8 protein-coding genes are annotated in these 13109 nt (G+C 68.9%); 5 read left to right on the top strand and 3 right to left on the bottom strand.

Annotated elements, in window-relative coordinates; all coding sequences use genetic code 11:
- Positions 1 to 4: 4 nt before the first annotated feature.
- Positions 5 to 853, bottom strand: coding sequence for a metal-dependent hydrolase (locus tag FM069_RS13810; RefSeq protein WP_143488944.1), 849 nt, complete (start codon positions 851 to 853; stop codon positions 5 to 7).
- A gap of 184 nt (positions 854 to 1037) precedes the next feature.
- Here FM069_RS13810 and FM069_RS13805 point away from each other — a divergent pair, with 184 nt between their 5' ends.
- The 5 genes from FM069_RS13805 (at position 1038) to FM069_RS13785 (ending at position 9902) form a co-directional block, all read left to right on the top strand.
- Complete coding sequence (locus tag FM069_RS13805; protein WP_143488943.1) at positions 1038 to 2069, top strand: AraC family transcriptional regulator; 1032 nt, start codon at positions 1038 to 1040, stop codon at positions 2067 to 2069.
- Between the two features lie 184 nt (positions 2070 to 2253).
- The gene (locus tag FM069_RS13800) at positions 2254 to 2898 is read left to right on the top strand and encodes an MBL fold metallo-hydrolase (protein WP_143488942.1); all 645 of its coding nucleotides are present in this window, start codon (positions 2254 to 2256) and stop codon (positions 2896 to 2898) included.
- Between the two features lie 82 nt (positions 2899 to 2980).
- Positions 2981 to 3712, top strand: coding sequence for an OmpA family protein (locus FM069_RS13795; RefSeq protein ID WP_143488941.1), 732 nt, complete (start codon positions 2981 to 2983; stop codon positions 3710 to 3712).
- Positions 3713 to 3899: 187 nt separating this feature from the next.
- Positions 3900 to 7652 carry a CHASE domain-containing protein gene (locus tag FM069_RS13790; RefSeq protein ID WP_143488940.1) on the top strand — a complete coding sequence of 1251 codons (3753 nt, stop codon included), beginning with the start codon at positions 3900 to 3902 and terminating at the stop codon, positions 7650 to 7652.
- A 105-nt stretch (positions 7653 to 7757) separates the two neighbouring features.
- On the top strand, positions 7758 to 9902 hold the full coding sequence (locus tag FM069_RS13785; protein ID WP_143488939.1) for a putative bifunctional diguanylate cyclase/phosphodiesterase: 2145 nt from the start codon (positions 7758 to 7760) through the stop codon (positions 9900 to 9902).
- A gap of 9 nt (positions 9903 to 9911) precedes the next feature.
- Here FM069_RS13785 and FM069_RS13780 read toward each other — a convergent pair whose 3' ends face one another.
- Together FM069_RS13780 and pta are read right to left on the bottom strand one after the other, a co-directional pair.
- The gene (locus tag FM069_RS13780; protein WP_143488938.1) at positions 9912 to 10826 is read right to left on the bottom strand and encodes an acyltransferase; all 915 of its coding nucleotides are present in this window, start codon (positions 10824 to 10826) and stop codon (positions 9912 to 9914) included.
- Positions 10827 to 11016: 190 nt separating this feature from the next.
- The gene (gene pta, locus FM069_RS13775; protein ID WP_143488937.1) at positions 11017 to 13095 is read right to left on the bottom strand and encodes a phosphate acetyltransferase; all 2079 of its coding nucleotides are present in this window, start codon (positions 13093 to 13095) and stop codon (positions 11017 to 11019) included.
- Between the last annotated feature and the right edge of the window lie 14 nt (positions 13096 to 13109).

The raw sequence follows: 13109 nt of genomic DNA, 5'->3' as shown, positions 1-13109 counted from the left end.
GCCGTCAGGCCAGGGCGGCGCGCTCGGCGTCGGCGGGGGCCTCGAACTCGTCGCGGGTGCGCTGCATCAGCGGGCGGTTGTCGTGCTGCCAGGGGTGGAAGCCGGGCCGGAAGAAATCCCGGTAGGCGCCCAGCAGGGAACGGAAAAACCCGTCTCGTCCCCACAGGAAGCGCAGGCCGTCGCGCCATACCCGCCAATTCCAGGCCAGGCCGTCCCGGGCCAGCATGTGGGCCAGGCCGCGGAAGGTATCCAGCAGGAAGAACCAGGTGGCCATGCGCATGGCCCGGCGCAACAGTGCGCGGTCGCCGCAGACCTGCTGGTAGACATCGAAGGCCACCGCCTTGTGCTCGGTTTCCTCCAGGGCGTGCCAGCGCCACAGGCGCACCAGGGCCGGGTCGGCGCCGGCCAGGTACTGGGGTTTCGCCAGCAGGGCGTCGGCCATGATCGCGGTGAGGTGCTCCAGGGCCACGGTGGCTGCCAGCTGGCGCTGGGGCGAAAGCGTGCGCTGGGTGAAGCGGATGCGCCGCTGTGCCCGCGCCTCCAGCCGGCCCACGTCGTAGCCCTGGTCGCGCAGGCGCTGGCTGTAGACCAGGTGTTCGCGGCTGTGGTGGCCTTCCTGGCCGATGAAGCCGCGGATCTGCTCCTTCAGCACCGGGTCCTCGATGCGCTCGCGGAACAGCCTCACCGAGTCGATGAAGAACCGCTCACCGTCGGGGAACAGCACCGACATGGCGTCGAACAGATGGCTCTTGAAGGCATCGCCGCCGTGCCAGTGGCGCGGCAGCGGGTCGGGCAGGTCGAACGCCAGGTGGCGTGGCCGGATGAGCAGGCCGGTGGGCGTGGTGCTGGCCATGGGGCGGGCTCCAGGGGCGGTCCGTGATGGAATGATGATCGCCCCCTGGCGCGGATCGTGGCAGGTCCGCTCCCGCCAAAAATCAGGTCCTATCCGGCCATCCGCTGCGGCTTGTCCGACGCCTCGCCGGGAGGCTATCGTCCGCCGCTCGGGTTCCACTCGGCCAGGAGGCCGCGCGCACCCCATGAAGACCCCCTTCATCCTCACCGCCGAACGCATCCCGGTGACCTACGTCGAGGCGCTGCTGGCCGTGGCGGAAGAACACGGCGCGGCGCGCCAGGCCCTGCTGGACGCCAGCGGCCTGCACCGAGGGTTGCCGGACGATCCGGAGCGTCGGGTGTCGTTCCTGGCGTTCCACCAGCTGGCCCAGGAAGCCCTCGCCCGCAGTGGCGAACCGGCCCTCGGCCTGCTGCTGGGCCAGCGGCTGAACGTCTCCACCCATGGCATTCTCGGCTACGCGGTGCTGGCCAGCGCCAGCCTGGGGGACGCCCTGCAGTTCGCCATGAAGTACTACCGGGTGCTGGGCCTGATGTTCGAGCTGGAACTGCAGGCGCACGACGGCCATCTGGAACTGCGCGCCCTGGACGCCTTTCCCACCGGCCTGCACAGCCGCTTCGCCGCCGAGGGCCTGCTGGTCAGCTTCCTGACCATCGCGCGGTTCCTCCTGGGGGAGGATGACCTCGCCCTGGAGGCCGGTTTCGCCTACCCGGCGCCGGAGTACGCCGATCGCTACCGCGCGGTGTTCGGCCAGGCCCCGGCCTTCGACCAGGCCTGTCACTGGCTGCGCATCCCCCTGGCCTACCTGGAGCGGCCCATGGCCCTGGCCAACCCGGCCACCGTGCAGATGTGCGAGCGCCAGTGCGAGGCGCTGTTGGCCCGGCTGGATGTGGGCGACCCGCTGCTGACCCGGGTGCGCCGCCTGCTGCTGGCGCGCCCCGGCGACTTCCCCGACCTGGACACCGCCGCCGCCGCCCTGCACACCAGCGGCCGCAGCCTGCGCCGCCACCTGGCCGAACTGGGCACCACCTACCAGCAGGTGCTGGACGACGTGCGCCGGCGCCTGGCCCTGGACTACCTGACCGGCACCCAGCTGCCACTCCACGAGATCGCCGCCCTGCTGGGCTTCAGCGACCCGTCCAACTTCCGCCGCGCCTTCAAGAAATGGACCGGACAGGTACCCCAGGCCTACCGCCGCGGCGCGGCGGGCCGGGGCTGAACAGGGCGCTCCAGTGGCCTCGCTTCGCCCACCAGCCCCCGGTGAGCCCTGCTCGATCAGCCATGCCTCACAGGCCGTGCCTGGCCTACAGTCTCCGCCTGCGGCGTGGGCCGGCCGTTCCGCCTTGTGATCCATCGCCCGCTGGCCGATCATCCGCGTTTCGTTCCCCGACCCGAAGCGCCCCATGTCCGAGACCGTTCCCGCCCTGATCCGCGAAACCTTCCCCGTCGGCCCGTTGCAGTGCAACTGCACGCTGATCGGCGATCCCGTCAGCAAACGGGCCCTGGTGGTGGACCCGGGCGGCAACCCCGAGTTGATCGTCGCGCGCCTGCGGGCCCATGGGCTGACCCTGGTGGCGATCATCCACACCCACGCCCACCTGGATCATTTCCTCGCGTCCGGTGAACTGAAAAAGGCCACCGGCGCCACCCTGCACCTGCACAAGGAAGACCGCTTCCTCTGGGACAACCTGGAGATGCAGTGCCAGATGTTCGGCGTGCCCTACGCGCCGGTCCCGGCGCCGGACCAGTGGCTGGCGGACGACGAGGCGCTGTCCTGCGGGTGCGGTGTGGCGCTGCACACGCCGGGGCATACGCCCGGCTCCATGAGCTTCTGGTTCCCCGAGGCCAAGCTGCTGATCGCCGGCGATACGCTGTTCCGCCGCGGCATCGGCCGCACCGATCTGTGGGGCGGCGACTACGCCACCCTCGAGCGCTCCATCCGCGAGCGCCTGTACCGCCTGGACGAGGACGCCACGGTGGTCACCGGCCACGGGCCGGACACCCGGCTGGGCGATGAAATGCGGGAAAACCCCTTCGTGCGCGCCTGAGGCCCTCGGGAATTTCCCCGGCGTCGGTCGCTCTAACGCCTCGCCCCACCCTTCGGGGCGCGACTTAGCCAGGAGCCGATCCATGTCCCGTTCGAGCCGCTCGATCATCGCCGCCACCGTCGTCGCCCTGCTGGCCGGGTGCGCCTCCCAGAACCCTTACGAGGGCCAGGGTTCCAGCCGCAACAAGACCGCCACCTACGGCGGGCTCGGCGCCCTCGCCGGTGCGGTGGCCGGGGCCGCCATCGACCACAACCACCGCGGCAAGGGTGCGCTGATCGGCGCGGCAGTGGCCGGTGCGGCCGGCGCCGGCTACGGCTACTACGCGGACCGCCAGGAAGCGGAACTGCGCCGCAGCATGGAAGGCACCGGCGTGCAGGTGCAGCGCCAGGGCGACAACATCCAGCTGATCATGCCCGGCAACATCACCTTCGCCACCGACTCCTCCGACATCGCCAGCAACTTCTATACGCCGCTGAACAACCTGGCGACCTCCTTCAAGCAGTACGACCAGAACAGCATCGAGATCGTCGGCCACACCGACAGCACCGGCTCCCGCCCCCACAACATGGACCTGTCCCAGCGCCGCGCCCAGAGCGTGGCCAACTACCTGATCGCCCAGGGCGTCAACGTCCAGCGGGTCACCACCCGCGGCATGGGGCCGGACCAGCCGGTGGGCAACAACGCCACCGAGAGCGGCCGGGCGCAGAATCGCCGCGTCGAGGTCAACCTGCGCCCGCTGCCGGGCGCCCAGGTTCAGCAACCCCAGCAGCAGGCACCGGCGGCGCAACCAGGCACCGTGCAGCAATATCCCTGAACACGCTTAACAATGTCGCCAAAAGCCCCTATCCAGGGGCTTTTTGCTTTCTGCCGTTCGTCGAGTCGCTGCTGGCGCAAGGCCATTTGGAGGATTCCTGTCTAGACTCCTCAGGACTCGCCATTTACTCGGCGTCAAAGGCTCGCCGATCCGGCTGCACAGATTGCACAGATAAGGACCGATACCCATGGATGACAGGCACGTCCCCGTGAAGCGCAGTACGCGCCTTCCGCTGGCGGTGACCCTGATTTTGCTGGTGTGCCTGGGCGGTCTGGTCTATGGACAATGGGCGGCGCTGGAGTCGCGCAACCAGCACGAGTACGAGCAGCGCTTCGCCATGGAAGCGCAGGAGATCGCCAAGCGCATCGATTCGCGCATGCAGGCCTACGAGATGGTGCTGCGCGGCATGGCCGGCGTGATGATCGGCAGCGACGACGTTTCCCTGGACGAGTGGGCGCGGGCCTCGGACCAGTTGCAGCTACAGGAGCGTTATCCCGGCATCCAGGCCATCGCCTGGGCCCGCTACCTGCGCGAGGCCGAGCTGGCGCCGTTCAGCGCCGCGCTTCTGGGCGAAGGCCGTCACGACCTGCATCCATTCCCGCCCGGTCCCCGGGATGAGTACCTGCTGGTGGACTACATCAGCCCGCTGAACTGGCGCAACCGCCGGGTGGTGGGCTTCGACCTGCTCAGCGAGCCCACCCGCAAGGCCGCCCTGGACCAGGCGCGGGACAGCGGCGAGCCGGTGCTCACCGCACCCGTGACCCTGAAGCAGGAAACCGATACGGACACCCAGAGCGGCGTGCTGCTGTTCATGCCGGTGTACCACCCCAACCAGCCCGTCACCACCGCGGAGGAACGTCGAGCCGCGCTGTTCGGGGTGGTCATGGGGGCGTTCCGCATCCGCGACCTGCTGACCGGCATTCTCGGTACCCAGGCGCCGCTGTTCCACGTCGAGATCAAGGATCTGCAGGCGCCGGACGCCCGCCTGCTGGACGGGGCCGCGCCCCAGGACCCGGCACGCTTCCAGCTGCGCCAGGAACTCCACATATACGGCCGTACCTGGGAACTCACCCTCACCAGCCTGCCGGCCTACGAGGCGTCCCTGGGCACCCACCGACTGACCTTCAGCCTGTGGACCGGCCTGGCCGCAGCGGTCCTGCTGTCACTGCTGGTGGGCGGCTTCCTCCACTACCGGGAGCGGGAGCTGCGCGCCAACCAGGCCTCGGCCGGCCAGTTGCGTGAGCGCGAGGAACGCTTCCGCCTGCTGCTGGAGCGCCTGCCGGTGGCCACCCTGATGTGCGGCCTCGACGGGCGCATCGAGTTCGCCAACCGCAGCGCCGGCGACCTGCTGGGCTGCCACTCGGACGACCTGCTGGGGGAGCGGGTGCGGCGTTTCCTGCCGGAGCTGGGCGGCATCGACGGGCTGACCCAGGACGCGGCGTTCGGCGACCTGGGCGAGTACCAGATTCGCCGCGAGAACGGCAGCAGCGTGCCGGTGGGCGTGAGCCTGAACATCCTCAGCCAGGAGGGCGGCGCCGGCTACCTGCTGAACCTGATCGACCTGCAGGCGCGGAAGATCGCCGAGGAGCGCTTCCGCCTGGTGGTGGAGGCGTCGCCCAACGCCATCGTGCTGGTCAACCGCCAGGGCCTGCTGACGTTGGTGAACCGCCAGGCCGAGCAGATGTTCGGCTACCCGCGCCAGGAACTGCTGGGCCGGCCGGTGGAAATGCTGTTGCCGGAATCGCTGCGCACCGACCACGTGAAGGTCCGCGATGCCTTCCTCGACGCGCCCGAGACGCGGCGCATGGGCAAGAACCGCGAGCTGTTCGGCATGCACCGCGACGGCCACCTGATCCCCCTGGAGGTGGGCCTGTCGCCGATCCTCAGCGGCGAGCAGACCCAGGTGCAGGCGGTGATCATCGATATCAGCGAGCGCAAGGCCGCCGAGCAGCAGCTGCGGGACCAGGCCGAGCAACTGATGCTCGCCAACCGCTACAAGTCGGAATTCCTCGCCAACATGTCCCACGAGCTGCGCACGCCGCTCAACAGCATCCTGATCCTCAGCGACCAATTGCGGCAGAACGTGGTAGGCAACCTCACCGACAAGCAGGTGAAGCACGCCGACATCGTCTACCGCGCCGGCAGCGACCTGCTGCAACTGATCAACGATGTGCTGGACCTGGCCAAGGTGGAAGCCGGGCGCATACAGCTGAAGCTGGAGCCGGTGGGGGTCCAGGACATGCTGGTGGAGATCGACGGCAGCCTGCGGCCCATGGCCGAGGTGAAGGGGCTGCGGCTGGTCACCCACGTCGCCCCGGACGTGCCGCGCACCCTCTACAGCGACCGGGTGCGCCTGCACCAGATCCTGCGCAACCTGCTGTCCAACGCCCTCAAGTTCACCGACCACGGCGAGGTGGAACTGACCGTGGGCGTCGAGCCGCCCGATCCCGGCCGCGACACCGAGATGCTCACCCTCGCCGTGCGCGACACCGGCATCGGCATCGCGGCCGACCACCACGAGCGGATCTTCCAGGCCTTCCAGCAGATCGACGGCTCCACCAGCCGGCGCTTCGGCGGCACCGGCCTGGGCCTGGCCATCACCCGCCAGCTGGTGCTGGCCCTGGGCGGCGACATCGCACTGCAAAGCGCGCCGGGGGAGGGCTCGGTATTCACCGTGCGCCTGCCGGTCTCGGTGGTGCAGAGCGAGGAACCGGAGCCGGACGGGCCGCCGGTGCGCGCCGGCAAGGGCGACCCGCTGCTGATCGTCGAGGACGACGTCAACTTCGCCTCGGTGATCGCCGAGAGCGCCCAGGCCCACGGCTTTTCCACGGTGCACTGCCGCAGCGGCAAGCAGGCCATGCAGGTGTTGCACGACGAGCGCTTCGCCGCGGTGATTCTCGACATCCTGCTGCCGGACATCAGCGGCTGGCAGATCTACCGCAGCCTGCGCACTCTGCCCAATCACCGCGAGACCCCGGTGCACATCATTTCCTGCGTGCCGCAGCCCCTGGACTGGAGCGAGGACGGCACCCGCTACCTGGTCAAGCCCATCGGCCGGCGCGACCTGGAAGAAGTCTTCAGCACCCTCCAGAAGAGCCCGGCCGAGCCGAAGAAGCTGCTGCTGGTGGAAGACGTGGAAAGCGAGCGCGAGCACTACAAGGAGCACCTGAGCCAGCTGGGCTTCGAGGTGACCGCGCTGTCCACCGCCGAGGCGGCCCACGCGGCCTACGTGGACGATGCGTTCGACGCCCTGGTGGTGGACCTCAACCTGCCCGACCAGCACGGCTTCGACCTGCTGGAAGCACTGCACCTGGTGCGCCCGCTGAACGGCACCCGGGTGGTGATCAACACCGGGGTTGACGTCAACCACAACGCGCTGCAGCAGCTGCGCCGCTACTCCGCGGTGGTGGTGCGCAAGGCCGGGCCGGACCTGCAGGGCCTGAGCGGTGCCGTGCAGGGCTTCCTCGACGGCGTGCGGGAGTCGGTCGACATCCGCGCACCGCAGTCCCTGAGCGGGCGCCGGGTGCTGCTGGTGGACGACGACGTGCGCAACCTCTACGCCCTCAGCGCGCTGCTGGACGACGTGGGTTTCCACATCACCACCGCGCGGGACGGCCAGGAGGCCATCGACTGTTTCCTGCGCGAGCCCTTCGACGTGATCCTGATGGACATGGCGATGCCGGTGAAGGATGGCTACACCGCCACCCGCGAGCTGAAGGAGCACCACGGCTGCGTGACGCCGATCATCGCCCTGACCGCCCATGCCATGAAGGGCGACCGGGAAAAATGCATCACCGCCGGCGCCGACGATTACCTGGCCAAGCCGGTGGAACGCCAGGACCTGCTGGACATGCTGCACCGCTGGCTGGATACGCCGGTGGATCGAACCTCCACCGACAAGGTCGTAACTCAGCAGGGCCCGGAATCTGAGGGCGGCTGAGGCTGCGAATCGTGAACACACCATGGCCGCTCGCATCAGAGAGCGACAGATCGATGAAGTCGCCGCCGACGCAATCCTTTGCCGGTTGCCTGTGGGGAGAAAGAAATGGCGCAAGCACAGATCAAAAGCGTCGCCGAGCGTAACGTCCTGCTGGTGGTGGATGATCGGCCGGAAAACCTGGTCGCCATGGAGGCGTTGCTGGAGGAGGGCGACTGGTTGGTGCGTTGCGTCGACTCCGGCGAGGCGGCCCTGCAGAAGATGCTGGACGAGGAGGTCAGCCTGGTCCTGCTGGACGTGCAGATGCCCAACATGGACGGCTTCGAGGTGGCCCGCCTGATGCGCGGCAACCCGCGCACCCGCTACACCCCGATCATCTTCGTCTCCGCCATCGCCCAGACCCAGGATGCCGTGCTGCGCGGCTACACCAGCGGCGCCGTGGACTTCATCCTCAAGCCCTTCGACCCCCAGGTCCTGCGGCACAAGATCCATTCCCTGCTGGCCCACGAGCGCAACCGCCGCGACCTGGTGCACCTCACCCAACAGCTGGACAGCGCCCGGGCGTTCAACGCCTCGGTGCTGGAGAACGCCGCCGAGGGCATCCTGGTGGTAGGCGAGGACGGCCTGATCAACTTCGCCAACCCGGCCATCGCGCAGATGCTCCACTGCTCGGTCACCGACCTGGAAGGCACGCCGCTGCTGTCGCGCCTGGAGCTGGAAGACAACGGCTGCGACTGGAAACTCTCGGACTTCTACCGCTTCTGGAAGCGCGGCGAGGTCTACCGCCTGCACGACGCCAACCTGCGCACCTTCGAGGGCGGGCTGCTGCCGGTGGCGCTGTCCAGCTCGCCGTTGCCGCGCCTGCAGCGCTCCATGGTGGTCCTGGCCCTGGACATGTCGGTGGTGCGCCAGTTGCACGCTCAACTGGAATCCCAGGCCATCACCGACGCCCTCACCGGGCTGCTCAACCGGCGCGGTTTCCACCAGGCGGTGGAGTCGTCCCTGGCGCGCATCGGCCGCAGCGGCAAGCGCATCGCCGTGCTCTACCTCGACCTGGACGGCTTCAAGCGGATCAACGACTCCCTCGGCCACGACGCCGGCGACCAGGTGCTGCGGCGGGTCGGCGAGCAACTCAAGAGCTGCATGCGGCCCTACGACGTGCTGGCGCGCATGGGCGGCGACGAATTCACCGCGCTGCTGGATTCCCTGGACCACCCCGAGGACGCCGCCCGGGTCGCGGAGAAGCTCATCGAGCTGGTCTCGGTGCGCTACCGGGTGGACGGCATCGACGTCACCCTGGGCGCCAGCATCGGCATCGCCTGCTACCCGGAGTGCGGGCAGACCGTGGAGGGCCTGCTGCGGGCCGCCGACATGGCCATGTACGAGGCCAAGCGCGCCGGCCGCCAGCAGTACCGCTTCTTCTCGCCAGAAATGAACGGCCGGGCGCGCTCCCGGCTGATGCTGGAAGAAAGCCTGCGCAACGCCATCGAGCAGGATGATTTCCTGCTGGTCTACCAACCCCAGGTCCACCTGGACAGCGGCCGCCTGCGGGGTTTCGAAGCCCTGCTGCGCTGGCGCCACCGGGTCGCCGGCATGGTGGCGCCCAACGTGTTCATCCCGTTGCTGGAGGAGACCCGGCTGATCAACCGGGTTGGCGACTGGATCTTCCGCCAGGGCGCCCGGCAGTGCCGCGAGTGGCGCGAGCGCTTCGGCGACGAGCTGGTGCTGAGCCTGAACGTCAGCCCGGTGCAGTTCGGCATGCCGCAGCTGGCGGACGACCTGCGGCGGGTGCTGGAGGCCAACGAGCTGAACCCCATGCAACTGGAAGTGGAGGTGACCGAGAGCGCCCTGATGCAGGACCTGGACAACACCCGGGAGCAGTTGCGTCAGCTGCGCACCCTGGGCGTGCGGGTGGCCATCGACGACTTCGGCACCGGCTACTCGTCCCTGGCCTACCTGCGCCACTTCGAGCTGGACACCCTGAAGATCGACCGGCTGTTCGTCGCCAACATGCTGGGCTCGCCCCGGGACGCGGCGGTGGTCAGCACCATCATCGACCTGGGGCGCAACCTGGGCCTGGAGGTGATCGCCGAGGGCGTGGAGACCCTGGAGCAGCGCCAGTGGCTGATCGAGCACGGCTGCTCGATCATGCAGGGTTTCCTGGTGGCGCCGGGGCTGCCGGTGGCGGACGCCGAGACCTTCCCCATGCAGGTGGACTGGACCCGTCTGCCCCTGGCCAAGCCCAGTAGCTGATCGCCCCGCTCAGCGGGGCAGGGCGGGCGGGTACTCGCGGTGCAACCGCGCCAGCTGCTCGTCCTTTTCCTGCCACAGGTGATTCACCCAGGCCTGGAATTCCGCGCGGTAGTCCGCGTCGGTGCTGTAGTTGCGGCCGAGGAACTGCGCCGGGATCTCCAGTTGTTCGTAGCGCACCACCACCTTGCGCACCTGCCCGCTGAGAAACGCCCAGAAACTGGGTGCCCCGTCCGGGTAATGGATGGTGATGTTCACCATGGACTTGAGCTGCCTGCCCATGGCGTCCAGGACGAAGGCGATGCCGCCGGCCTTGGGCTTGAGCAGGTAGCGGAACGGTGAACCCTGCTCGTCGTGCTTCGCCCGGGTGAAGCGCGTGCCCTCGAGGAAGTTGAACACCGCCACCGGCACGTCGCGGAATTTCTCGCAGGCGCGGCGGGTGGTGGCCATGTCCTCGCCCTGCTTTTCCGGGTGCCGCGCCAGGTAGGCCTTGGTGTAGCGCTTCATGAACGGGAAATCCAGGGCCCACCAGCACAGCCCGATCACCGGGACCCAGATCAGCTCGCGCTTGAGGAAGAACTTGAAGAACGGCATGCGCCGGTTGAGGGTGTGCTGCAGCACCAGGATGTCCACCCAGCTCTGGTGGTTGCTGGTGACCAGGTACCAGCCGTCCTGGCCCAGTTGCTCGCGGCCCTGGAGGTCCCACTCGGTGCGCTGGGTCAGGCGCATCCAGCCACTGTTGCAGGCGATCCAGGACTCGGCGATGGCGTTCAGCACGGCGTTGCAGGCCCGCCGCACCGGCTGGAACGGCAGGCACAGCTTCACCAGCGCGGTGAGGAACAGCAGCCAGCACCAGAACAGCGTGTTGGCGAACAGCAACAGGTTGGCGATGATCCCGCGCAGGACGGCGGGCAGGAAACTGAGCATGGGCGGATCGAGCCTCCACAAGGGCGCGCAGGTGGCGTGCCAGATAAATCGGAGACCATCCGTACTCCTTCACGGCGGTCGGAAAAGGCGCAATGGTTAACGCTTGTTCACTGGACTGCAAGCCTTGTCACCGACCGTTCGGTCACCGGAAGCGCCCGCATTGCGGGGCTTCCGATCGTCACAGGGCGATTCAGGCGCGCGAGGCCGCCTGGATCGCGGTGAGGGCGATGGTGTAGACGATGTCGTCCACCAGGGCACCGCGGGACAGGTCGTTCACCGGCTTGCGCAGGCCCTGCAGCATCGGCCCCACGCTGATCACCTGGGCGCTGCGCTGCACCGCCTTGTAGGTGGTGTTGCCGGTGTTCAGGTCGGGGAACACGAAGACCGTCGCACGGCCGGCCACCGGGCTGGCGGGGGCTTTCTGCCGGCCGACGCTCTCGATGGCGGCGGCATCGTACTGCAACGGGCCGTCGATCAACAGCTGCGGCTGCTGCGTCCGGGCGAGGCGGGTGGCTTCGCGGACCTTCTCCACCTCGGCGCCGCTGCCGGAGTCGCCGGTGGAGTAGCTGATCATCGCCACTCGCGCGGGGATGCCGAAGGCTTCCGCTGAGGCCGCGCTCTGCTGGGCGATCTCCGCCAGCTCGGCAGCGCTGGGGTCGGGGTTCACCGCGCAGTCGCCGTACACCACCACCTGTTCCGGCAGCAGCATGAAGAACACCGAGGACACCAGGTTGTAGCCGGGCGCGGTCTTGATCAGTTGCAGTGCCGGGCGGATGGTGCTGGCGGTGGTGTGCACCGCGCCGGACACCAGCCCGTCCACCTCGTCCAGGGCCAGCATCATGGTGCCCAGCACCACGCTGTCCTCCAGTTGGGCCAGGGCCATGGGGGCGTTCAGCCCCTTGCCCTTGCGCAGTTCCACCATGGGATCCACGTAGCGTTCGCGGATCAGGTCCGGGTCGAGGATCTCCAGCCCCGGCGGCAGCTCGATGCCCTGGGCCTGGGCCACCGCGTGGACCTCCTCCGGCTTGGCCAGCAGCACGCAGCGGGCGATGCCGCGGGCCTGGCAGATGGCGGCGGCCTGCACCGTGCGCGGCTCGGCGCCCTCGGGCAGGACGATGCGCTTGTCCGCCGCCTGGGCGCGGCGCACCAGCTGGTAGCGGAACGCCGGCGGCGACAGGCGCAGTTCCCGCGGCGTGCCGCAGCGGGTGCGCAGCCAGTCCTGGTCCAGGTGGCTGGCGACGAAGTCGGTGACCGTCTCGGCCCGCTCGCGGTCGTCCACCGGGATTTCCTTGTTCATCCGGTTGAGGTTGGTGGCGGTGTCGTAGGAGCCGGTGGCCACGGTCAGCACCGGCAGGCCGGCCTGCAGCGCGCCGCGGCACAGCTCCATGATCCGCGGGTCCGGCGGGAAGTCGCTGCACAGCAGCAGGCCGGCCAGGGGCACGCCGTTCATGGTGGCCAGGCTGGCGGCGAGGATGATGTCGTCGCGGTCGCCGGGGGTCACCACCAGCACCCCGGGCTTGAGCAGCGGTACGGTGTTGGGCACCGCCCGGGCGCACAGCACGATCTGCTGCACCCGGCGTTGTTCGTAGTCGCCGGCGTTGAGCACCCGGGCGGACAGCAGGTCGGCCACGTCGCGGGTGCGCGGCGCGTTCAGGGCGTCGTTCCAGGGAATGCAGCCCAGCAGGCGGAAGCCCTCGCCCCGCAGCAGCGGCGAATGGGCCTGCAGGCGTGCGGCGAAGCCTTCCTCGCGGACCTTGTTGAGGATCAGCCCCACCACCTTCGGGTCCTTCGGCCCGCCGAACGACTGGGCCTGGATCTCGATGCGGTCCGACAGCTCGCTGAGGCTTTCCTCTTCCGGCGCCGAGACCAGCATCACCTCGGCATCCAGGCTCTTGGCCAGGTGCGAGTTGACCCGCGCGGCGTAGCTGGCGTGGCGGGTCGGCACCATGCCTTCCACCACCACCACGTCCTTGTCCACCGCCGCCTGCTGGTAAAGGCTGATGATTTCTTCCAGCAGGTCGTCCAGTTGCCCCTCGCCGAGCATCCGCTCCACGTGGGCCAGGGCCAGCGGGCGCGGTGGCGTCAGGCCGTGGGTGCGGGCGATCAGCTCGGTGGAGCGCTCCGGGCCCTCGTCGCCCGGGTGCGGCTGGGCGATGGGCTTGAAGAAGCCGACCTTCAGCCCGGCGCGCTCCAGGGCGCGGACCAGGCCCAGGCTGATGGAAGTGAGGCCGACACCGAAACCGGTGGGGGCGACGAAGAAAGTGTGCATCGACGTTCCTCTGT

The organism is Pseudomonas mangiferae (assembly GCF_007109405.1).
In the GTDB taxonomy this organism is placed as follows: domain Bacteria; phylum Pseudomonadota; class Gammaproteobacteria; order Pseudomonadales; family Pseudomonadaceae; genus Pseudomonas_T; species Pseudomonas_T mangiferae.
The sequence above is the reverse complement of the archived record's forward strand: the minus strand, read 5'-3'. Positions and strand labels throughout refer to the sequence as shown.

What these genes read in the sequence shown, in the direction of transcription:
- FM069_RS13810 (WP_143488944.1), bottom strand. Translation starts at nt 853, where the DNA reads ATGGCCAGCACCACGCCCACCGGCCTGCTCATCCGGCCACGCCACCTG.
- FM069_RS13805 (WP_143488943.1), top strand. Translation starts at nt 1,038, where the DNA reads ATGAAGACCCCCTTCATCCTCACCGCCGAACGCATCCCGGTGACCTAC.
- FM069_RS13800 (WP_143488942.1), top strand. Translation starts at nt 2,254, where the DNA reads ATGTCCGAGACCGTTCCCGCCCTGATCCGCGAAACCTTCCCCGTCGGC.
- FM069_RS13795 (WP_143488941.1), top strand. Translation starts at nt 2,981, where the DNA reads ATGTCCCGTTCGAGCCGCTCGATCATCGCCGCCACCGTCGTCGCCCTG.
- FM069_RS13790 (WP_143488940.1), top strand. Translation starts at nt 3,900, where the DNA reads ATGGATGACAGGCACGTCCCCGTGAAGCGCAGTACGCGCCTTCCGCTG.
- FM069_RS13785 (WP_143488939.1), top strand. Translation starts at nt 7,758, where the DNA reads ATGGCGCAAGCACAGATCAAAAGCGTCGCCGAGCGTAACGTCCTGCTG.
- FM069_RS13780 (WP_143488938.1), bottom strand. Translation starts at nt 10,826, where the DNA reads ATGCTCAGTTTCCTGCCCGCCGTCCTGCGCGGGATCATCGCCAACCTG.
- pta (WP_143488937.1), bottom strand. Translation starts at nt 13,095, where the DNA reads ATGCACACTTTCTTCGTCGCCCCCACCGGTTTCGGTGTCGGCCTCACT.